Origin of the sequence: Micromonospora sp. WMMD1120 (assembly GCF_029626235.1) — a bacterium.
GTDB lineage: Bacteria > Actinomycetota > Actinomycetes > Mycobacteriales > Micromonosporaceae > Micromonospora.
In genome coordinates this window covers 1,453,104-1,473,395 of record NZ_JARUBO010000005.1, presented here as the reverse complement: position 1 = coordinate 1,473,395, position 20,292 = coordinate 1,453,104, and the positions used below count along the sequence as shown (strand labels likewise).

Sequence of the window (20,292 nt, the reverse complement as noted above, 5' to 3'; positions counted from 1 at the left end):
CGTAGGTCAAATGGTACGAAGGTAAGCGCGCAGGTTGTCTTTCGACAGTCGCAACATGGTGCAGGCTTCCTCAACCGACCTACGCGCGCCGGTCAACTGCCCGTTCACGTGCTGCAAGACCGTCGGGTTCGCTCCCATGAGCACAGTCATCAACCAGGCGTGGTTATTGCCGATCCGGTCCACCACTCCGCGCAGCGCATCGTGATTGCGCTCGACCGAGGTGATGATCTGTTCGATCTCCACGGTCAGGCCGCCGACGCTGACGTTCCCGCTGCTGCTTGCCAGCCGTGCTCGGCGACGCTCCTTGATGGTGTCGAAGGCTGCGGTTACCGCTGCTTTGGCCATGGCGCCTGACGCTGCCCCCAACACCAGCCCAGAGCCGGCCAGGACGGTTGGCGGCACCGCCACTCCCTGCTTGGCGACGGCCGTCGCCGCTGCGAGGCCAACCACAGCACCACCCCACTCGCTGAGCTTCTCGACGAGTTTGCCGAGCCCTTCCTTCGGGGCCTCGTAACGTAGGCTGCGAAGGTAGCCGTCCTGTTGGCGGGAGCCGTTACGGTAGCCGCGCCGCCGGTAGCTCACAGCACTGCGACGGGGTCCAGGAACGCACACTGGGTAGCGATCATCATGGGCAGATTCATCGCCACCTCCCGCGCAACGCTCTCGGTGGTGAGGCCGATCGGTGCCTCACCTTCGATCAGTTCCTCGTGGTCCGCCCTCGCGAAGTAGGAACAGGCTTCCCAGAGGTTGGGGTGCACGAACGAGAATGCCCACATCACATACGCGTCGTTCTGCACCGCGACCAGGGCGCGGTTGTGGTGGCCCATCCGGTGGAAGTGTGGTTCCTCAGGGGTGGTGCCCATGCCTTCGGCGGTGGGAAACAGGCGGTAGCGCCGAAAAAGGTCCTCCAACGGGCCCTCCGGATCGAACTCCAACAGCAGACCCCGACTGATCAGGCCATCGACCAGGCGCTCGGCCTCCGGTTGCGGCGTTGGTGCGGTCAACAGCGTCTTGACCAGGGCTGCGCGGTCGACGCGGAGCTTGGAGTGCCCCTCCACGTCGAGGAAAGCGGCACCATAGACGCCGACCTCGTCCTCGCTGAGTTCGAGCATGTCGCTGCCGAGATGAACCTCCCACGACTCGGGCGTCGGATCGGCGGGACGCACGTACCGGTGCTGCGGGCCAAGGCTGAAGCCCACCGGAATGATGACGCGAGGCATGAGTGGTCCCTTCGGCGTTGCGAACGCCGCCGACCCTACCGAAATCCGTACTCTCAGTCAGCCCCGGAACAACCCGCAGTGACCTGCTGTCACGGCGGTCCCCGACGGCTACGACGCCTGAGGAAGCGGCCTGAAGATGATCAATCCAGACCTGCCGGAGTACGTCCGGACCATGGTTAAGGGCGACTACGCAGCCAGCGTTGCCGTCGAGGCGAGGCTTGACGCGGCCGGCTGGGATGGCTTCCCGCGCTTCCTCGCGGCACTCTTCTTCCTCGCGGTTGACCGCCGTTTCGGCACGGCAGCGAGACGAGCGGACGTCATCATGTTCGTTGCTGAGCTGCGCGCCAGCCTCAGTGAGGGCGGGCCGGTGATCGACGCGGAAGCGGCCGAGGCGTTCATCCTCGCCACTATCGATCCTTCGGCCGACTACTCGGCCAGTCAGGAGATGATCGGGCGGATACAGGCTGCGACCATCCAGAAGGTCCTGACCGAGGACGATTTCACCGACGCGGAGTTGGACGCGCTGCTGGCCGAGGCCGTGGAGATCACGCCGGAAGCCTGACAGGCATTACGCCCGCAGCGCGGGCTGTGGCGGCGGTACTACCTTGTCGAGCTGTCGCTCAAGGCTCAGGGGGTCGTCGAAGAACTCGACATCACTGACGGTCCGCAGCTCCGTGACGATCGCCGCCGGCCAATCCCGCTTCGAGCCGGCCAAGGCGGCGATCCGGCGCTCCTTGGCGATCGTCGAGAGACCGAAGACGTGATAACAGTGCTCGGCTGCCTGGTCGGGGTCGCGCAAGCTGAGCGCCTGGACGTATGCCGCCTTGCCGTCGTTGGCCACTCGTACGGTCACCGAGCGGGTACGACCGGACCCGAGCGGGATCGGCGCGTCCCGCTGGAGGTTGCGGGTGCGACCAGCCCAGACGGTGACCCGATCGGCAACCCGGTCGACGAACCTCATCCCCGCCTGCCGAGGTGCGAGCCACCGAAGCTGATCAGCCCGCAGTGATGCCTGGGCCACGGAAAGGATCATGACACCGAGATCATCGGCGGTGCCGAAGGTGGCAAGCTCACCCGGGACGGCATTGACTCCGTTGAGGCCGGCACCGCGGGTTATCTCGGCGAACGCCTCCGCTGCGCGGCCGGCGAACAGGTTGACCCCTGCCATCGCCAGCAGAGTGGCCGCCGTTGCGCGATCGCTGACCCGAAAGCCGGTGCCCATCGGCTCGACCAACACCCGTACGCCGTCACCGTCGCCGTATGCCAAGGGCAGATCGACCAACAGACCATCGCCGTACGGCTGCGCGACGATGTTGTCGTTGGCGGCCCGCAGGACCGCGCCGATCACGGTCGTGGCGTCCACGATCATCCCCCTCACGGTTCTGACCAGCCGAAGTCGGTGCCGAACGTGATGAAGCATTCCGCAGCGAACGCTTCCAGGATCGCACGATAGGTCCCAGGTGACACCCGTGGTTGGAGCGGAACGACGGGGATGTCATTGGGCTCGTAGGCGGCCTCCTCACCTCCGCCGGGCTCGACCCGGTGCTTGTGGGTGCCGGCGAACGGACGGTGTGGCGTGTTGATGCACAGCCGGCGTGCCGAGAACGCCATCCGGCCGTCACCAGCCAGGTACTGGAATGCCGGCTCGCTCGGTTTCCGCTCGTTGACCAGCACTCGGAGTCGGCAGGGGGCGAGGGCGTTGATCGAGGTGTCGACCCGGATCAGGCCCTCGCGTACGACGTGGTTCTTCGTGGTCCAGATGATCCGGCCGACCGTCACCGCTTCCGCCAAGGGTGACAACAGGGCGCCCAGGTGGTCGGCCGTCATCAGCCGAGACGTCTGGCGACTCACATCCGTGCCCTTCCGAGTTGATGCCGTGCCGGCGAGGTCAGCCCAGGACGTTCATGTAGTTGCGCGCGGCCTGCGAGCTGCCCTGGAGCAGGGTCATCGCCTCGACGAGGCGTTGCTTGCTCTGCTCGCCGCGCGCGATGGCCTCGACGAGGGTCGGATGGCCGGTGCCAGCCGCTACCGCGCGGAGCCGGGCGAGGGTCTGCTCGGTCGCCTCGATGACGGCCCGGATCTGCTGCTGGGTGCTGTTGCCCTGCTCGGCGGCCTGGGCAAGCGCGGCTTTGACTTCCTCGATGCTCGCCATCTGACCCCTCCGACTGACAGGCGAGACATTCTCGCTCCGTGTGTTGGGCCGGACACTATCGGACACCGCCGTCCCGTCGCTGCCCCGAAAAATCGCCACAGTCGGCATGGTGACACCACGCCGAAGACGCCGAGCGGTGGGTTCCGGGGATCAGCGGGTGCGTCGTAGCCTTACGGGCTCAGCCGAGACGTATCGAGATGGTGGGACAACGCTTCGTGATCACTGGGGAACTGAAAAGCAAGGTCGACCGGATTTGGGACAGCTTCTGGTCGGGCGGCATCTCCAACCCGCTTGAGGTGATCGAGCAGATCACCTACCTGCTGTTCATCCGCCGACTGGACGACCTGCACACCCTCGCGCTCAACAAGTCGGCCCGCACCGGCACGCCGATCGAGCGGCCTATTTTTCCGTCCGGCGCGGACAACAACGGCAAGCCATACGAGGAGCTGCGCTGGTCGCGCTTCAAGAACACCAGCGCGCCTGAGATGTTCCAGACGGTGGGTGAGCACGTCTTTCCGTTCCTGCGGACGCTCGGTGGCGACGGCTCCACCTACTCGACCCACATGAAGGACGCCCGCTTCACCATCCCGAACGCGGCGCTGCTGTCCCGGGTGGTCGACATGCTCGACAGCGTGCCGATGGACGACCGCGACACCAAGGGTGACCTGTACGAGTACCTGCTCAGCAAGATCGCGACGGCTGGCCACAACGGACAGTTCCGGACGCCCCGGCACATCATCCGGCTCATGGTCGAGATGGTCGCTCCCGGCCCGGACGACACCATCTGTGACCCGGCCTGCGGTAGCGCCGGCTTCCTCATGGAGGCCAGCGAGTACGTCCGCAGAGAACACGATTACCTGTTCCACGAGCCGAAGCGGAACGAGCACTTCCACCACGAGATGTTCCACGGCTTCGACTTCGACAGCACCATGCTGCGCGTCGGCAGCATGAACATGCTGCTGCACGGCGTGGAGAGCCCGGTCATTGAATACCGTGACTCGCTCGCGCAGAGCGTCGCCGACGAGGCCGAGAAGTACTCCGTCATCCTCGCCAACCCACCCTTCGCCGGCAGCATCGACTACGACAGCACGGCGAAGGACCTGACCCAGGTCGTCAAGACCAAGAAGACCGAACTGCTCTTCCTGATCCTGTTCCTACGGCTACTCAAGCCGGGTGGCCAGGCAGCGGTAATCGTGCCCGACGGGGTGCTCTTCGGGTCGAGCAAGGCGCACAAAGAGATCCGCCGCATGTTGGTGGACGACCACAAGCTCGATGCGGTGGTCAAGCTCCCCGGCGGCGTCTTCAAGCCCTACACGGGCGTGTCTGCCGCCATCCTTTTTTTTAACAAGACCAGCAGCGGTGGGACCGACAACGTTTGGTTCTACGAGATGACCGCCGACGGCTGGAGCCTTGATGACAAGCGAAGTCCGCTGCTGCCGGAAGACAAGCTTGGTGTACGTCCGTCGGCGGATTTCGGCGAGGCCGACCACGCTAAGAACAACCTGCCGGACGTTCTGGCCCGCTGGTCGCAGCGTAATGATGACGAGCTGAAGCGCACTCGAACCGAGCAGAGCTTCTGCGTGCCGAAGGACGACGTCGTCGCCCAGGACTACGACCTCAGCCTCAATCGCTACAAGGAGATCGTGCACAACGAGATCGAGCACCGGGCCCCATTGGAAATCCTCGTGGACCTCGAACGCCTCGAATCCGAGATCCAGCAGGGCATGGCCGACCTGAAGGCGCTGCTCGGATGAGCGCTTGGCCCTCTCTGCCTTTGGGTGAGCTGTGTGAGATAAATGTCGGTAGAACACCTTCCCGTGGTCGCGCTGATTATTGGGATGGTGATATCCCGTGGCTTTCTATTGCAGATATGCGGCAGGGGCGCTATTTGGCAACTACGAAAGAGGGGATTTCGCGAGCGGCGGCGGCAGCGGCCGGAAAGATTGTTCCTTCAGGAACGGTTGTGCTCAGCTTCAAGTTGAGTATCGGAAAGGTCGGAATCCTAACGACCTCAATGTTTACGAACGAAGCGATTGCCGCGCTGCCGGTCCGGACGCCGAAGCAATTGTTGCCTTCCTATCTTTATTGGGCTCTACGGGCAGCGGATCTTTCTGGTGGTGCGAACCGTGCTGCGATGGGTGAGGTCTTGAACAAGGCTAGCCTGAGGAATTTGCCGATTCCAGTCCCGCCGATAAGGGCTCAGCGGCGAATCGCTGAGGTGCTGGATCGTGCAGATGGGCTTGGTGTCAAGAGGCGGCAGACTCTGGCTGTGCTCGGCGAGCTTGAACGGTCTGCTTTCGTGGCTGCGTTCGGCGACCCGTCTGTAAACCCTTATCAATTTCCTGAATGCGAATTGGCTGAGCTGGTATCCGTGGGAGACCGGATCAATTACGGAGTTGTTCAGCCGGGAACTCATGACGAGGCTGGTGTGCCAATGATCCGTGTCGGCGACTTGACCGTTAATGGAGTTGATCGGTCTAACTTGAAACGCATCAGTCCGTTGATCGAGAGTCAATACTCTAGATCTCGTATCCGTGGTAACGAGTTGCTTGTTAGCTGCGTAGGATCGGTCGGTTCAGTGTCTATGGTTGGTCCGGAGGATGTAGGATCCAACATTGCTCGCGCTGTTGCGCGAGTGCCTGTCGACGACGACGACACTCGCCAGTATCTGATGGCTTATCTGCGAACAAAGGCCGCGCAGGATTACTTTGTGCGCGAGTTGCGGACAGTGAGCCAACCGACTTTGAACATCAAGCAGATCGCGGCTACCCGGGTCCTTGTCCCGCCACCCAACCTTTTGCGAAAATTTGCGATCCAAGTCGGTGCCTCCAATCGGCTTGAAGTCATGCACCGAGCGCACCTGGCCGGGCTGGAAGTGCTGTTTGCATCCCTTCAGGATAAAGCCTTTCGCGGGGAGCTGTGATGTGTGATGATCGAGGGCTGTCCACGTGTCAGGGGGATCTTCGTCGATGAGTAACTTCGTGTTCCTGCGCGCCGAGTGGCCGGACCTCTTCGCCGAGGCCGAACAGGCGGAGCTGAACGCGGTGGTCAATCCGCGTACCGCCTGTTTCTATGCTCGCCGGTGCCTGGAACACACGGTGAAGTGGCTCTACCGCGCCGACCCCGACTTGCGCGAGCCCAGCGACAAGCGCCTCGTCGGGCTCACCACAAACCCGTCGATGAAGTCTCTAGTCGGAGACACCTTGTTCGCAAAGATGCGGATCATTCGCGTTAAGAGCAACAAGGCGGTCCACGAGGCGGGCACGGTTTCCGACGCGGTCAGCACCGAGGTCGTCCGGGAGTTGTTCCACCTGATGTATTGGCTCGCTCGTCGGTACACCCGGGACGCTGTCAACGTACCCCCGGATGCCCTTGCCTTTGACCCGGCGTTGGTCCCCACCGCGACCGGTGTACGGCAGCAGAGCCGCGCGGAGGTGCGCGCGCTCGACGAGCGGCTGGCCGCCCGGGACGCCGCGCTGGCCGCGGCCGAGGCCGACAACGCCGACCTGGACGCGCAGGTCGCCGCCCTGCGGGCGCAGATCGCGGCGGCCAAGGCCGCGAACGCGGCCCGGCCGGACGAGCACGACTACGACGAGCAGGAGACCCGCGACCGCTACATCGACGTGCTGCTCGCCGAGGCGGGTTGGCGGCTGGACCAGGCGCGGGACCGGGAGTTCCCGGTCAGCGGCCTGCCGCACGGCTCGGGTGCCGGGCGGGTCGACTACGTGCTGTGGGGCGAGGACGACAAGCCTCTCGCCCTGGTCGAGGCGAAGCGCACCCGCCGTGACCCGCTGACCGGCCAGCAGCAGGCCAAGAACTACGCCGACGCGCTCGAAGCGGCGTACGGGCAGCGGCCGGTCATCTTCTACACCAACGGCTACGAGACCTGGCTCTGGGATGACGTCTGCTATCCGCCCCGTCCGGTGCAGGGCTTCTACACCCGTGACGAGCTGCAACTGCTCGTGCAGCGACGCAGCACCCGGCGGCGGCTCGCCGAGCTGACCATCGACACCGGGATCGTCGAACGGCACTACCAGCAGCGGGCCATCCGGTTGATCTCCGAGGCGTTCGAGGTGGACTGGCAGCGCAAGGCGCTGGTCGTGATGGCCACCGGCGCGGGCAAGACCCGCACCGTCATCGCCCTGGTCGAGCTGCTGATGCGGGCCAACTGGGTCAAGCGCGTGCTCTTCCTCGCCGACCGGGTGGCGCTGGTCAAGCAGGCCGCCAACGCGTTCGGCGCGCACCTGCCCGACGTGACCACCGTCAACCTCACCGAGGACAGGGTCGCCGAGGGCCGGGTGTACGTGTCGACGTACCCGACCATGCTGGGCCTGATCAACCAGACCGACGGCGAGTTGCGCCGCTTCGGGCCGGGCTACTTCGACCTGATCGTCATCGACGAGGCGCACCGGTCGGTCTACCAGAAGTACCGGACGATCTTCTCCTACTTCGACGCGCTGCTCGTCGGGCTGACCGCGACCCCGAAGGACGAGGTCGACCGCAACACCTACGGCCTCTTCGACCTGGTCGACGGGGTCCCGACCGACGCGTACACCCTGGAGGAGGCCGTCGACGAGGGCTACCTGGTGCCGCCCCGGGTGGTCGCTGTCGACCTGCGTATCCAGCGCTCCGGCCTGCGCTACGACGAGCTGACCGAGCAGCAGAAGGACGACTGGGACGCCCTGGAGTGGGGCGATGACGTCGACGTGCCCGACGAGGTGAGCGCCGAGGCGGTCAACAAGTGGTTCTTCAACGCGGACACCGTGGACAAGGTCCTCGAATACCTGATGACCCGGGGTCACCGGGTGGCCGGCGGTGACCGGATCGGCAAGACGATCATCTTCGCCAAGAACAACGAGCACGCGAAGTTCATCGCGAAGCGCTTCGACGACAACTACCCGCACTACCGGGGCGACTTCGCCCGGATCATCACCCACCGGGTGGAGCGCGCGCAGGGCCTGATCGACAGCTTCTCGCTGCCCGACCGGCAGCCGCACATCGCCATCTCCGTCGACATGCTCGACACCGGCATCGACGTCCCCGACGTCGTCAACCTGGTGTTCTTCAAGATCGTGCGGTCCAAGACCAAATTCGCGCAGATGCTCGGTCGGGGCACCCGCCTGCGGCCCGACCTGTACGCCCCCGGCATCCACAAGAAGGACTTCTTCGTCTTCGACTTCTGCGGCAACTTCGAGTACTTCAGTCAGGACCCGACCACCACCGAGGGCTCGCTCAGCCCGTCCCTCACCGAACGGATCTTCAAGGCCAAGGTCGAGCTGGTCAGCCAACTCGACCAGCGCCGACCCGGCGACGCCGCCGACAGCGACGCCGCCGACGGTACGCAGAGTGAGGCCGGCCTGCGCTGGGACATCGCCCGGGACCTGCACGGCCGGGTGCGGGGCATGCGCCTGGACAACGTGGTGGTGCGACCGCACCGCCGCCTCGTCGAGTACTACGTCGACCTCGCCAACTGGCACCGGCTGTCGCCCGAGTCGTCCGCGCAGCTCGTCGCCGGCCTCGCCGGTCTGCCCAGCGAAGTCCGCGACGACGGCGAGGAGGCCAAGCGCTTCGACCTGTTGATCCTGCGGATGCAGCTCGGCCTGCTGGTGCCCGACAGTCGGTTCAACCGGCACCGCACCGAGGTCCAGGAGATCGCCTCGGCGCTGCTGGAGCAGACCACCATCCCGATGATCCAGCAGCGGGCCCACCTGCTTGAGGAGGTGGCCGGCGACGAGTGGTGGCAGGACGTCACGCTGCCCATGCTGGAGTTGGCCCGACGTCGGATGCGTGACCTGGTCCGGCTGGTGCCGAAGGTGCGTCGCACCCTCGTCTTCACCAACTTCGCCGACGAGATTGACCAGGAAATCGAGCTGCCGTTCAGCGGGGTGACGGTCGGCACCGACCTGGAGCGCTTCCGCGCGAAGATGCGTGTCTACCTGCGCATCCACGAGGATCACGTGGCCGTGCAGAAGCTGCGCCGCAACCGGCAGCTCTCCGGCACCGACCTCGCCGAGCTGGAACGGATGCTCGGCGAGAGCGGCGTCGGCGACAAGCAGGACATCGACCAGGCCCGGCGGTCCTCCGAGGGCCTGGGCCTGTTCATCCGCTCACTGGTCGGCCTGGACCGCGAGGCGGCCCGGGAGGCGTTCAGCGAGTTCCTCGTCGACCGGGCCCTCAACGCCGCCCAGCTCGACTTCATCAACCTGATCGTCAACGACCTGACGATGAACGGTGTGATGGAGCCGGGGCGCCTCTACGAGTCGCCGTTCAACGGTGTCGCCCCGCGCGGGCCGGAGGCGCTGTTCTCCAACGACGACGCCGACCGCATGGTCTCGATCCTGCGCTCGATCAAGAACAACGCCAAGCCGGTCAGCGAGGTGGCGTAGGGGGCCGAAGCCCCTGAGCCGCGTCGATCTTGCAGCTTCTGTTGCCGAAAAGCCGGGAATGCCCCTTATGGGGGGACAGTAAGTGCAAGATCGCGCGGGGCGAGGGGTTGCTCTGCGCGGGGCGAGGGGTTGCTCTGCGCGGGGCGAGGGGTTGCTCTGCGCGGGGCGAGGGGTTGCTCTGCGCGGGGCGAGGGGTTGCTCTGCGCGGGGCGAGGGGTTGCTCTGCGCGGGGCGAGGGGGTGCTCTGCGCGGGGCGAGGGGGTGCTCTGCGCGGGGCGAGGGGTTGCTCTGCGCGGGGCGAGGGGTTGCTCTGCGCGGGGCGAGGGGGTGCTCTGCGCGGGGTGAGGGGGTGCTCTGCGCGGGGCGAGGGGTTGCTCTGCGCGGGGGAGGGGTTACTCCGCGCGCGGAGCTAGCACCGCATTCAGCAGGCCCGGATAGAGCTTGTCGACCTCGTCGCGGCGGAGGCGGACCAGGCGGCTCGTGCCGGCGGCCCGGGTGCGGGTGAGGCCGGCCTCGCGCAGCACCCGGAGGTGGTGGCTGCGGGTCGCCTTGGAGACGCCGAAGTCGAGGCTGCCGCAGGGTGCCTCGCCCCCCTCGGCCAGCGCCCGGACGATCTGTAGCCGCACGTCGTCCGCGAGCGCGGCCAGCACGGCGGTCACCGGTACGGAGGTCAGGTCGGGTTCGTGCGGCTCCATGTGAGCAGTGTAACCGTTGTTCGACAATTCTCGAACAAGCTCCTAGGGTCGGTGTCGTTGGTTCGACGATACTCGAACATTGGAGATGCCGATGCGATCCCGCGCCGCCGCGTACCCACTGCTCGCCGCGCTCGGCTGGGGCGTCATGTTTCCGGTCCTCGCCAGCGCCCTGAACCGGGTCGACCCGCTCAACCTGACCACCGCCCGCTACCTGCTGGCCGCCGTCATCCTGGTCGGCATCCTGCTGCTCCGCGAGGGCTCCGGCGCGCTGCGCCTCGGCGCTCGGGCGGTGGAGGTGGTGGTGCTCGGGGTGGTCGGCTTCGCCGGCTTCAACCTGCTGACCGGCCTCGCTCTCGAACACGCCGCCCCGCAGCAGATCGCCCTCTTCGTGGCCACCACGCCGGTGATCACCCAGCTCGTCCGCTGGGCCCGGGACGGCGTACGCCCGAAGCCTCTTCTGTTGGCCCTCTCCCTGGCGGCGCTCGTCGGTGTCGGTCTGGTGATCACGCGCGGAAGCCTGGCCGGCCTCGGTCAGTTCGGTGTCGGCGGCCTGATGATGATCGGCGCGGTGCTGGGCTGGGCGATCTACACCCACGGCGCCAGCCGGTTCGGCGAATGGTCGCCGCTGCGCTTCACCACGCTGACCGCGCTCGCCGGCACCGCCGCCATGCTCGCCGCGAGCATCGTGGCCGACGCCGTCGGCTGGCAGCACGCGCCGGGCGTCGGCGACGTCGTGGCGGTCACCCCGCAGTTGGCGTACGCGGTGCTGGTCGGCGCGGTGGTCGCGGTCCTGGCCTGGAACACCGGCGTGCAGCGACTCGGCGCCGCCAACGCCGCGCTGTTCATGAACCTGGTGCCGGTGACCACCTTCGTCGTGCAGATCGTTCGCGGCTACCGCCCGGAGCCGGTGGAGCTGGTCGGGGCCGCCATCACGATCGCCGCCCTGGTCGCCGCGAACCTCGCCGCCCGACCCCGGACCGAGGCGCTGCCCCGGACCCCCGCGCTGCCCCGGCCGACCGCCGTCACGGACCCGGTGGCGGTGACCGACCCGGTGGCGGTGAGCGCCCGCTGACCCACTGTGTGGGATGAGCGGTAGCAAGGGCCGACAGCGTTGTCCTAGACTCGGCGGCACAACTGCATACCTCATCCAGAGGGGCTGAGGGATACGGCCCGACGACGCCCCGGCAACCACCCCGCGCGCTCACCGCTGAGCGACCGGCGGGGCAGGTGCCAATTCCGTCCCCGCCGCACCGTGCGATGTGGGGAAAGATGAGAGGACTCTCGACATGACGTCGACGCTCGTCACCGGCATCGACACCTCCACCAGCCCCGCCCGCGCCCTGGTCTGCCGTGCCTGTTCGGCCCGCTACCCGCTCGTCGCCCAGCACGCCTGCTACGAGTGTTTCGGCCCGCTGGAGGTCGACTACGATGTCGCCGCGCTGGCCACCGTCACCCGGGAGCAGATCGAGGCCGGGCCGAACACGATCTGGCGGTACGCCGGTCTGCTCCCCGCCGGTCAGGACCCGGCCGGCCGGGTCACCCTCGACCCGGGGTTGACCCCACTGGTGGCGGCTCCGCAACTCGCCGCCGAGCTGGGCATCACCGGGCCGCTGTGGGTCAAGGACGACAGCGCCAACCCCACCCACTCGTTCAAGGACCGGGTCGTCTCGGTGGCGCTCACCGCCGCCAGGGCGCTCGGCTTCACCCGCTTCGCCTGCGCGTCGACCGGCAACCTGGCCAACTCGGTGGCCGCCCACGCCGCCCGCGCCGGGGCGCCCTCGGTGGTCTTCATCCCCGGCGACCTGGAGCAGGGCAAGGTCATCACCACCGCCGTCTACGGCGGTGACCTGGTCGCGATCGACGGCTCGTACGACGACGTCAACCGGCTCTGCGGTGAGCTGGTGGAGACCGACGAGTTCGAGGACACCGCCTTCGTCAACGTGAACGTCCGGCCGTACTACGCGGAGGGCTCCAAGACCCTCGGCTACGAGGTGGCCGAGCAGCTCGGTTGGCGCATCCCGGCGCAGGTGGTCATCCCGATGGCCAGCGGCGAGCTGCTCACCAAGATTGACAAGGCGTTCTCCGAGCTGGTGGAGATCGGCCTGGTCGAGGCGCCGGCCGGCGGCTGGAAGGTCTTCGGCGCGCAGTCGGCGGGCTGCAACCCGATCGCCGCCGCGCTGCACGCCGACACCGACACGATCACCCCGGTCCGGCCGACCGGCATCGCCAAGTCACTCAACATCGGCGACCCGGCGGCCGGTCTCTACGCGCTGGAAGCGGTCCGCCGCACCGGCGGCTGGATGGAGTACGTCGACGACGACGAGATCCGCGCCGGCATCCGCGACCTGGCCCGCACCACCGGCGTCTTCGCGGAGACCGCCGGCGGTGTGACGGTGGCGGTGCTGCGCAAGCTCGTCGGGTCCGGCCGGCTCGACCCGTCGGCGGAGACCGTCGTGTTCAACACCGGCGAGGGCCTGAAGACCATCGACGCGGTGGCCGGTCAGGTCGGGCCGACCCACCAGATCAAGCCCTCGCTGCGCGCCGCGCGCGACGCGGGCCTGCTCGGCTGACCGGGCGACATAAAGAAAATCGAAGCGGGCCGAGGGTGCGTCAGCCGGGTGGGGGACGGCTGACCAGCCGATCGGGGGAGCAGGCGGATCCGCCGGGTAACTGGGTTTTCGCGTTGAGTGCGGAAAACCCGCCCCTGCGGACTTGACGGCAGGAACCGGACGGCGCAAGATGCTCCGTGCGGGAGGGCACTTCGCCGAAGACTTTTGAAGTTCTTGCGACCCAACGCCGGAGGCGTTGTGCGAGTGTCCCTCCCGACCACGTCCGATCGGGCCAGCGATTTAAATCGCTGGCCCGATCGCTTTTCGCCGGTGCACTCTCACCGAATGAGCATCACCATCGCGGCGTTCGACGGCACCGACCGCGCCTCCGTCGACGAGGCGTACCGGATCGGGGCGGCGGCCAACGACGTCGATCTGCCGGACTTCCCGCCCTTCTGCCGGCGGCGTTTCGACGCGTTGTTCCAGACGCCGATGCCCGGCACCGCGTCGCTCTGGGCGCTGGCCCGACTGGACGGTGTGCCCGCCGCCTACCAACAGGTGGACCTGCCGCAGCTCGACAACACCGACAACGCCACCGCCGAGCTGACGGTGCGTCCGGAGCTGCGGCGCCGGGGCGTCGGCCGGGCGTTGCACGAGTACGGGCTGCGGCTGCTGCGCGAGCACGGACGCAAACGGGTTGTCGCGATGACGGTCTCCGCCCTGCCCGGCGGGCCGGCCCGGTCGGCGGCCGGTGACGCGTTCGCCGCCTCCACCGGCGCCCAGCCCGCGTTGGCCGAGGTGCGTCGCCGCCTGGACGTCGGCCAGATCGATCGGGTCGCCCTGCGGGCGGCGCTGGCCGAGGCCCGCCCGCGAGCCGAGGGTTACCAGGCGGTCTGCTGGCAGGGGGCAACACCGCAGGAGTACGTCGCGGACGTCGCCTACCTGGACGGCCGGCTGCTGGTGGACGCGCCGATGGGTGACGTGCAGTGGGAACCGGAGCAGGTGGACGCCGACCGCATCCGCGGCAACGAGCGCGCCCTGGACGCCCGGGGTCGGCGGCGCTACCACCTCGGGATGCGGCACGAGGCGTCCGGTCGACTGGTCGCCTGGACCCTGCTGGACGTGGGCGCGTCCGCCGACTGGCACGCCTTCCAGCAGATCACCATCGTCGACCCGGCCCACCGCGGGCACCGGCTCGGCCTGATCGCCAAGGCGGAGAACCTGCACCACCTGCTCACCCACGAACCGGCGGTACGCGTCATCGACACCTTCAACGCGGCCAGCAACACGTACATGGTGGCGATCAACGAGCAGCTCGGCTTCCGCCCGGTGGACGCCTGGACCGACTGGCAGCTCACCCTCTGACGGGTATCGGCGCTACTGCTCACTGCCGGTCCTCAGGCATGATGGCGGGCATGACGGAGACCCCGCATCCCCTGTACGACAGGCACGCCGACACCCTCAACCGCGCGCTGACCGCGATCACGGAGCGGGGCTACTGGTCCGCCTACCCCGAATCCCCCAGCCCTCGGGTGTACGGCGAGAGCGCCGCCGCCGACGGCAGGGCCGCCTTCGAGGCGTACCTCGGTGGTGACTTCCCGCTCGACCAGCCCGGCTCGGGCGACCGGGTGGCCACCGAGACGAGCCCGTTCGGGGTGGACCTGGCGGTGCGTTACCCGCACACCGGCACCGGAGAGCTGATCAGCGCCGCCTCTGCCGCGCTGCCGGCCTGGCGCGACGCCGGGCCGCAGGCCCGGGTGGGGGTCTGCCTGGAGATCCTCGACCGGCTGCACAAGCACGTCTTCGAGCTGGCCAACGCGGTGCAGTTCACCAGCGGGCAGGCGTTCGTGATGGCGTTCCAGGCCGGTGGCGCGCACGCGTTGGACCGGGCGCTGGAGGCGCTGGCGTACGCGTACGCCGAGATGACCCGGCACCCGGGCACCGCGGGCTGGGAGAAGGCCGCCGGCAAGGGTGAGCCGCTGCGGATGACCAAGTCGTTCCACGTGGTGCCGCGCGGTGTGGCGCTGGTGATCGGCTGCAACACCTTCCCGACCTGGAACTCGTACCCCGGTCTGTTCGCCTCGCTGGTCACCGGCAACCCGGTGATCGTGAAGCCGCATCCGCGCGCGGTGCTGCCGCTGGCCATCACCGTGCGGTACGCCCGGGAGGTGCTCGCCGAGGCCGGCTTCGACCCGAACCTGGTCCTGCTGGCGGCCGAGGCGCCCGGCGAGAAGCTCGCCAGTGACCTCGCCCTGCACCGGTCGGTGAGGATCGTCGACTTCACCGGCTCGACCGAGTACGGCGACTGGCTGGAGACGCACGCCCGGCAGGCGGCGGTCTACACCGAGAAGGCCGGCCTGAACACCGTCGTCATCGACTCCACCGACGACTTCGCCGGCATGTGCCGCAACCTCGGCTTCACGCTGACCCTCTACAGCGGTCAGATGTGCACCACCTCGCAGAACATCCTCATCCCGGCCGGCGGCATCGAGACCGACCAGGGGCACAAGAGCTTCGACGAGGTGGCCGGCGGGATCGCCGCCGCCGTCGGCAAGCTCACCGCCGACCCGGCCCGGGGGGTGGAGCTGACCGGCGCCATCGTCAACGACGGGGTGCTGGAGCGGCTGGCCGAGGTGACGAAGGTCGGCGAGCCGGTGCTGGAGTCACGGGCCGTGGTCCACCCGTCGTACGCCGACGCGGTGGTGCGTACCCCGACCATCGTGAAGCTGACCGCTGACGACGCCGAGACGTACGGCCGGGAGTGGTTCGGGCCGATCTCGTTCGTCATCGCCACCGACTCCACGGCGCACAGCCTGGAGCTGCTGCGCCGCACCGTCGGCGAGAAGGGCGCGCTCACCGCCGGGGTCTACTCGACCGACGAGTCGGTGCTGGACGCCACCGAGGCGGTAGCCGTCGAGGTCGGGGTGCACCTGTCCTGCAACCTCACCGGCGGGGTCTTCGTGAACCAGTCGGCGGCGTTCTCCGACTTCCACGGCAGCGGCGCCAACGCGGCGGCCAACTCGGCGTTGACCGACGGCGCGTACGTGGCGAACCGGTTCCGGACCGTGCAGTCGCGGCGGCATGTCTGATTGTTGGTTGCGGGTTCAGGCGGGGCGGCGCATCTGTAGTTCGGTCAGGGCGGGGATCGTCGGGTGGGGGACGCGTACCCCGGTGTCGGTGAAGCCCAGCCGCTGGTAGGCCCGGTAGGCGCGGTCGTTGCCGACCACCACCTCCAGCAGCAGCTCCGGTCGGCCGCACTCCCGCGACCAGGCGGCCACCCCGTCGATCAGCTCGCCGAGCAGTCCGCTGCCCCGCCAGCTCGGCGTGACGTACACGGCGTAGATCACGGTCAGGCCGGGCTCGTCGGGGGCGGTCGTGCCACCGGCGTGCCCGACCAGCCGGCCGCCCGGGTCGGCGACGAACTGCGCGTTGCCGGGACCGGCCGAGGTGTACGCGACGCGGGCGGCGTACTCGTTGTGCGGTCGGGCCGCCGCGTCCGCCAGGGTCTCCAGGAACGCGAGCGGCGCGTCCGCGAGCATCTCCAGGCGCAGTGCCCGCATCCGGGCGGCGTCCTCCGGCCGGACCCGGCGGATCCGCGCGTGTCGCAGGGCGGTCGAGCCGGTGTCGGTGGTCATGTCCGCATGCCTACCACAGCGGCCGGTCGGGGTCCGCCGAGATGTGCCCGGCCGTCGTCCGGTGGCCGGAACCGTGTCGCCTCCTGCACCAGGTGGCACACGCGGGGTCTGGTAGATCGAAAACCCGAATGGTTGGCCAAGAAATATGCCTGATTTGTGACCGTGCGCCGCTGTCTCTCCTCGTGTAGCGTGCGATTTCCGTCACCCGCTTCAATGGCGGTCATCGATCGCTGAGGCGGTTGTCGGGGGCGTCCGGCCGCGCCGTGCGCCGGATCAGGCAACACAGTGCGAAGTGAGGGAAGCACCGTGGCACAGGGCACCGTGAAGTGGTTCAACGCCGAGAAGGGCTACGGCTTCATCGCCGTCGACGGCGGTCAGGACGTGTTCGTCCACTTCTCCGCGATCGAGATGGACGGCTACAAGTCGCTGGAGGACGGTCAGCGGGTGGAGTTCGAGGTCGCCCAGGGCCAGAAGGGTCCCCAGGCGGAGCACGTCCGCGTCATCGGCTGAGCCTCCCGGTCGATCGGCCCCGGGGCGGGGCTGCGGCAGGACCGCGCAGCCGGGAGGATCGTGAACCGTTCCAGCCGATGCTGAGGAGCGTTCATGACCGACCAGCCGCCCCCGCCCACCGCATCCTCCGGGCCGGGGGAGCCGGGCCGACCCGACCCGATCCCGCCCGCCGGCGGTGCCGAAACGGCGCCCGGCGTCCCGCCCACGCCCGAGCCGTCGCCGGGTCAGACCGGGCCTGTCGGCCCGCCGCCCGGCTGGGGTCCGGGCGGGCCGGCCGCGCCACCGCAACAGGGCTGGACGTTTCCGCCCACCGGGGGCTATCCGCCCGGCGTCGGTCCGTACGGCGGGCAGCAGTGGTATCCGGGGCCGCCGGTCGGGTGGTACCCGCCCGGCCACGGGCTCGATCCGAACGACGCCCTGGTCACTCCGCCCGGCGCCGGCGTCGGCGGCTGGTTCGCCAGGTGCGGCGGGGCACTGCGTCGGGGCTGGCGGCAGTTGGTGCCCATCGCGCTGCTCACGCAGGTGCTGCCGGCGGCGGTGCTGTCGGTGGTCAGTCTCGGGGTGGACCCCTCCGCCACCTGGGCCGCCGAGGCCGAGACGAGCACGGCGCTGCCGGACAACTTCTTCGCCGAGCTGGTCAGCCTCCTGGTCGTGCTCGTCGGGGGCAGCCTGCTGGTGGGCCTGGCGCAGTCGGTCGGGTGGGCCGCCGGCAGTTGGGTGATCACCCGGCAGGCGGCCGGCCAGCCGGCCGGCCTGGAGGCGGCGCTGCGGTACGGCCTGCGCCGCGCGCTCGGGCTGTGGGGCTGGACGCTGCTGATCAGCGTGCTCATCGGGGTCGGTCTCTGTTTCTGCGTGCTGCCGGGCATCTACCTGCTGTTCGCGCTGAGCATGGCCGGCCCGGTCTACCTCTTCGAACGCCACAACCCGATCGGCCGCTCGTTCCGGATGTTCCACGACCGGCTCGGTCTGCTACTCGGCCGGGTGGCCCTGGTGGCCGCGGCGGTGCTCGTCGGCACCCTGATCCCGGGTGCGCTGGAGGGGGTCGGCACCTCCGCGTTCGGCACCGACCCGCTCGCGTCGCCGGGCAGCGCCGTCGGGGCGGTGGTGGTGATCGGGATCACCGCGGTCCTGGCCCTTCCGGCCCACCTCGCCCAGTTGATCGGCCTGCTGCTGACGTACGTCGAGCAGCGCGCCCATGAGGGGCCGGTGAACAGCGCCGGACTGGCGGCGGAACTCGGCTGAGCGGCCCCATCGTGCTTGCACTCGGCAGGGGAGAGTGCTAAACAAGGTATTGGCACTCGCACACCGCGAGTGCCAATGGTCGGGACGGTGGGGCCAGGTTGCGCCGGCGCGGAGACGCCGGGGCGGCACATGGCCGGTCGTCGCGGGCTATCCGGCCCGGCCGAAGGACGTCGTCGTCGCCAGGTGGCGACGTCCCAAGGTGCGTACACCAGGCGGCCCATCCGGGGGACACATCTCGGGTGGCCCGTGAGTGTCCAGGAGGACAACGCCGTATGGCCAAGATGATCGCGTTCGACGAAGAGGCGCGCCGCGGCCTCGAGCGGGGCATGAACCAGCTCGCCGACGCCGTGAAGGTGACCCTCGGCCCCAAGGGCCGCAACGTCGTGCTCGAGAAGAAGTGGGGTGCCCCCACCATCACCAACGATGGTGTGAGCATCGCCAAGGAGATCGAGCTCGAGGACCCGTACGAGAAGATCGGCGCTGAGCTGGTCAAGGAGGTCGCCAAGAAGACCGACGACGTCGCCGGTGACGGCACGACGACGGCGACCGTCCTGGCCCAGGCCCTGGTTCGCGAGGGCCTGCGCAACGTGGCCGCCGGCGCCAACCCGATGGCCCTGAAGCGGGGCATCGAGACCGCTGTCGAGAGCGTCTCGGAGGAGCTGTCCAAGCTCGCCAAGGACGTCGAGACCAAGGAGCAGATCGCCTCCACCGCCTCCATCTCCGCTGGTGACAGCACCGTCGGCGAGATCATCGCCGAGGCGATGGACAAGGTCGGCAAGGAAGGCGTCATCACCGTCGAGGAGAGCAACACCTTCGGGCTGGAGCTGGAGCTCACCGAGGGCATGCGCTTCGACAAGGGCTACATCTCGGCCTACTTCATGACCGACCCGGAGCGTATGGAGGCCGTCTTCGACGACCCGTACATCCTGATCGCGAACAGCAAGATCTCCTCGGTGAAGGACCTGCTCCCGATCCTGGAGAAGGTCATGCAGTCGGGCAAGCCGCTGCTGATCATCGCCGAGGACCTGGAGGGCGAGGCGCTCGCCACCCTGGTGGTCAACAAGGTCCGGGGCACCTTCAAGTCGGTCGCCGTCAAGGCCCCGGGCTTCGGTGACCGCCGCAAGGCCATGCTGACCGACATCGCCATCCTCACCGGTGGTCAGGTCATCAGCGAGGAGGTCGGCCTCAAGCTCGACGCCGCCAGCCTCGACATGCTGGGCCGCGCCCGCAAGGTCGTGGTGACCAAGGACGAGACCACCATCGTCGACGGTGCCGGTGACGCCGAGCAGATCCAGGGCCGGGTCAACCAGATCCGGGCCGAGATCGACAAGAGCGACTCCGACTACGACCGCGAGAAGCTGCAGGAGCGGCTGGCCAAGCTGGCCGGCGGCGTCGCGGTCATCAAGGTCGGCGCGGCCACCGAGGTCGAGCTGAAGGAGCGCAAGCACCGCATCGAGGACGCCGTTCGCAACGCGAAGGCCGCCGTCGAGGAGGGCATCGTCCCGGGTGGTGGCGTCGCGCTGGTGCAGGCCGGCAAGACCGCCTTCGACAAGCTCGACCTGGTCGGCGACGAGGCCACCGGTGCGAACATCGTCAAGGTCGCGCTGGACGCCCCGCTGCGGCAGATCGCCGTCAACGCCGGCCTCGAGGGCGGCGTCGTGGTGGAGAAGGTCCGTAACCTCGAAGCGGGTCACGGCCTCAACGCCGCCAACGGCGAGTACGTCGACCTGCTGGCCGCGGGCATCATCGACCCGGCCAAGGTGACGCGCTCCGCGCTGCAGAACGCCGCCTCCATCGCGGCGCTGTTCCTCACCACCGAGGCCGTTGTCGCGGACAAGCCGGAGAAGGCCCCGGCTGCCCCGGCTGGCCCGGGTGGCGGGGACATGGACTTCTGAGTCCAGTT

18 protein-coding genes and 1 riboswitch are annotated in these 20,292 nt (G+C 68.3%); of the genes, 11 read left to right on the top strand and 7 right to left on the bottom strand.

Annotated features, from left to right (window positions below):
- Window positions 1-6 precede the first annotated feature (6 nt).
- Both O7634_RS07005 and O7634_RS07000 read right to left on the bottom strand, forming a co-directional pair.
- Complete coding sequence (locus tag O7634_RS07005; protein ID WP_278149325.1) at window positions 7-582, bottom strand: hypothetical protein; 576 nt, start codon at window positions 580-582, stop codon at window positions 7-9.
- Entirely contained in the window at window positions 579-1,220 is a 642-nt protein-coding gene (locus tag O7634_RS07000) for a hypothetical protein (protein ID WP_278149324.1), read from the bottom strand. The genes O7634_RS07005 and O7634_RS07000 overlap by 4 nt, the downstream gene beginning before the upstream one ends.
- 136 nt (window positions 1,221-1,356) lie before the next feature.
- Between O7634_RS07000 and O7634_RS06995 the strand changes: the two genes are divergently transcribed.
- The gene (locus O7634_RS06995) at window positions 1,357-1,782 is read left to right on the top strand and encodes a hypothetical protein (protein WP_278149323.1); all 426 of its coding nucleotides are present in this window, start codon (window positions 1,357-1,359) and stop codon (window positions 1,780-1,782) included.
- A gap of 6 nt (window positions 1,783-1,788) precedes the next feature.
- Here O7634_RS06995 and O7634_RS06990 read toward each other — a convergent pair whose 3' ends face one another.
- The 3 genes from O7634_RS06990 to O7634_RS06980 form a co-directional block, all read right to left on the bottom strand.
- Complete coding sequence (locus tag O7634_RS06990; RefSeq protein ID WP_278149322.1) at window positions 1,789-2,589, bottom strand: hypothetical protein; 801 nt, start codon at window positions 2,587-2,589, stop codon at window positions 1,789-1,791.
- A 5-nt stretch (window positions 2,590-2,594) separates the two neighbouring features.
- Window positions 2,595-3,047, bottom strand: coding sequence for a hypothetical protein (locus O7634_RS06985; protein ID WP_278149321.1), 453 nt, complete (start codon window positions 3,045-3,047; stop codon window positions 2,595-2,597).
- Between the two features lie 61 nt (window positions 3,048-3,108).
- Window positions 3,109-3,372 (bottom strand): hypothetical protein, encoded by a 264-nt coding sequence (locus O7634_RS06980; protein WP_278149320.1) that lies wholly within the window; start codon window positions 3,370-3,372, stop codon window positions 3,109-3,111.
- A 215-nt stretch (window positions 3,373-3,587) separates the two neighbouring features.
- On the opposite strand from O7634_RS06980, the gene O7634_RS06975 reads away from it, so the two are divergent.
- The 3 genes from O7634_RS06975 to O7634_RS06965 are packed head-to-tail and all read left to right on the top strand — an operon-like array spanning window position 3,588 to window position 9,758.
- Complete coding sequence (locus O7634_RS06975) at window positions 3,588-5,126, top strand: class I SAM-dependent DNA methyltransferase (RefSeq protein WP_278149319.1); 1,539 nt, start codon at window positions 3,588-3,590, stop codon at window positions 5,124-5,126.
- Complete coding sequence (locus O7634_RS06970) at window positions 5,123-6,295, top strand: restriction endonuclease subunit S (RefSeq protein WP_278149318.1); 1,173 nt, start codon at window positions 5,123-5,125, stop codon at window positions 6,293-6,295. Before O7634_RS06975 ends, O7634_RS06970 begins: the two co-directional genes overlap by 4 nt.
- Window positions 6,296-6,341: 46 nt before the next feature.
- Window positions 6,342-9,758: a DEAD/DEAH box helicase family protein gene (locus O7634_RS06965; RefSeq protein ID WP_278149317.1), complete on the top strand. Its 3,417-nt coding sequence runs from the start codon at window positions 6,342-6,344 to the stop codon at window positions 9,756-9,758.
- Between the two features lie 392 nt (window positions 9,759-10,150).
- Here O7634_RS06965 and O7634_RS06960 read toward each other — a convergent pair whose 3' ends face one another.
- Window positions 10,151-10,453 (bottom strand): metalloregulator ArsR/SmtB family transcription factor, encoded by a 303-nt coding sequence (locus O7634_RS06960; RefSeq protein WP_278149316.1) that lies wholly within the window; start codon window positions 10,451-10,453, stop codon window positions 10,151-10,153.
- A gap of 91 nt (window positions 10,454-10,544) precedes the next feature.
- Between O7634_RS06960 and O7634_RS06955 the strand changes: the two genes are divergently transcribed.
- From O7634_RS06955 to paaN, 4 genes are all read left to right on the top strand, one after another.
- Window positions 10,545-11,525 carry a DMT family transporter gene (locus O7634_RS06955; RefSeq protein WP_278149315.1) on the top strand — a complete coding sequence of 327 codons (981 nt, stop codon included), beginning with the start codon at window positions 10,545-10,547 and terminating at the stop codon, window positions 11,523-11,525.
- 68 nt (window positions 11,526-11,593) lie between these two features.
- Window positions 11,594-11,729: riboswitch (SAM riboswitch) on the top strand.
- 10 nt (window positions 11,730-11,739) lie between these two features.
- Window positions 11,740-13,023 (top strand): threonine synthase, encoded by a 1,284-nt coding sequence (thrC, locus tag O7634_RS06950; RefSeq protein WP_278149314.1) that lies wholly within the window; start codon window positions 11,740-11,742, stop codon window positions 13,021-13,023.
- 324 nt (window positions 13,024-13,347) lie between these two features.
- Window positions 13,348-14,367, top strand: coding sequence for a GNAT family N-acetyltransferase (locus tag O7634_RS06945; protein ID WP_278149313.1), 1,020 nt, complete (start codon window positions 13,348-13,350; stop codon window positions 14,365-14,367).
- A 50-nt stretch (window positions 14,368-14,417) separates the two neighbouring features.
- Window positions 14,418-16,091, top strand: coding sequence for a phenylacetic acid degradation protein PaaN (gene paaN / locus O7634_RS06940; protein ID WP_278149312.1), 1,674 nt, complete (start codon window positions 14,418-14,420; stop codon window positions 16,089-16,091).
- A gap of 15 nt (window positions 16,092-16,106) precedes the next feature.
- Here paaN and O7634_RS06935 read toward each other — a convergent pair whose 3' ends face one another.
- Window positions 16,107-16,637, bottom strand: coding sequence for a GNAT family N-acetyltransferase (locus O7634_RS06935; RefSeq protein WP_278149311.1), 531 nt, complete (start codon window positions 16,635-16,637; stop codon window positions 16,107-16,109).
- 306 nt (window positions 16,638-16,943) lie between these two features.
- Here O7634_RS06935 and O7634_RS06930 point away from each other — a divergent pair, with 306 nt between their 5' ends.
- The 3 genes from O7634_RS06930 (at window position 16,944) to groL (ending at window position 20,284) form a co-directional block, all read left to right on the top strand.
- Window positions 16,944-17,147 (top strand): cold-shock protein, encoded by a 204-nt coding sequence (locus tag O7634_RS06930; protein WP_203151109.1) that lies wholly within the window; start codon window positions 16,944-16,946, stop codon window positions 17,145-17,147.
- Window positions 17,148-17,240: 93 nt separating this feature from the next.
- Window positions 17,241-18,389 (top strand): hypothetical protein, encoded by a 1,149-nt coding sequence (locus O7634_RS06925; protein ID WP_278149310.1) that lies wholly within the window; start codon window positions 17,241-17,243, stop codon window positions 18,387-18,389.
- A gap of 272 nt (window positions 18,390-18,661) precedes the next feature.
- Window positions 18,662-20,284, top strand: coding sequence for a chaperonin GroEL (gene groL, locus O7634_RS06920; protein ID WP_278149309.1), 1,623 nt, complete (start codon window positions 18,662-18,664; stop codon window positions 20,282-20,284).
- Window positions 20,285-20,292 lie beyond the last annotated feature (8 nt).

Bases quoted from the DNA above. Each gene is read 5' to 3' on its own strand.
- O7634_RS07000 (WP_278149324.1), bottom strand. From the start codon at position 1,220: ATGCCTCGCGTCATCATTCCGGTGGGCTTCAGCCTTGGCCCGCAGCAC.
- O7634_RS06995 (WP_278149323.1), top strand. From the start codon at position 1,357: ATGATCAATCCAGACCTGCCGGAGTACGTCCGGACCATGGTTAAGGGC.
- O7634_RS06990 (WP_278149322.1), bottom strand. From the start codon at position 2,589: ATGATCGTGGACGCCACGACCGTGATCGGCGCGGTCCTGCGGGCCGCC.
- O7634_RS06985 (WP_278149321.1), bottom strand. From the start codon at position 3,047: ATGACGGCCGACCACCTGGGCGCCCTGTTGTCACCCTTGGCGGAAGCG.
- O7634_RS06980 (WP_278149320.1), bottom strand. From the start codon at position 3,372: ATGGCGAGCATCGAGGAAGTCAAAGCCGCGCTTGCCCAGGCCGCCGAG.
- O7634_RS06970 (WP_278149318.1), top strand. From the start codon at position 5,123: ATGAGCGCTTGGCCCTCTCTGCCTTTGGGTGAGCTGTGTGAGATAAAT.
- O7634_RS06965 (WP_278149317.1), top strand. From the start codon at position 6,342: ATGAGTAACTTCGTGTTCCTGCGCGCCGAGTGGCCGGACCTCTTCGCC.
- O7634_RS06960 (WP_278149316.1), bottom strand. From the start codon at position 10,453: ATGGAGCCGCACGAACCCGACCTGACCTCCGTACCGGTGACCGCCGTG.
- O7634_RS06955 (WP_278149315.1), top strand. From the start codon at position 10,545: ATGCGATCCCGCGCCGCCGCGTACCCACTGCTCGCCGCGCTCGGCTGG.
- thrC (WP_278149314.1), top strand. From the start codon at position 11,740: ATGACGTCGACGCTCGTCACCGGCATCGACACCTCCACCAGCCCCGCC.
- O7634_RS06945 (WP_278149313.1), top strand. From the start codon at position 13,348: ATGAGCATCACCATCGCGGCGTTCGACGGCACCGACCGCGCCTCCGTC.
- paaN (WP_278149312.1), top strand. From the start codon at position 14,418: ATGACGGAGACCCCGCATCCCCTGTACGACAGGCACGCCGACACCCTC.
- O7634_RS06935 (WP_278149311.1), bottom strand. From the start codon at position 16,637: ATGACCACCGACACCGGCTCGACCGCCCTGCGACACGCGCGGATCCGC.
- O7634_RS06925 (WP_278149310.1), top strand. From the start codon at position 17,241: ATGACCGACCAGCCGCCCCCGCCCACCGCATCCTCCGGGCCGGGGGAG.
- groL (WP_278149309.1), top strand. From the start codon at position 18,662: ATGGCCAAGATGATCGCGTTCGACGAAGAGGCGCGCCGCGGCCTCGAG.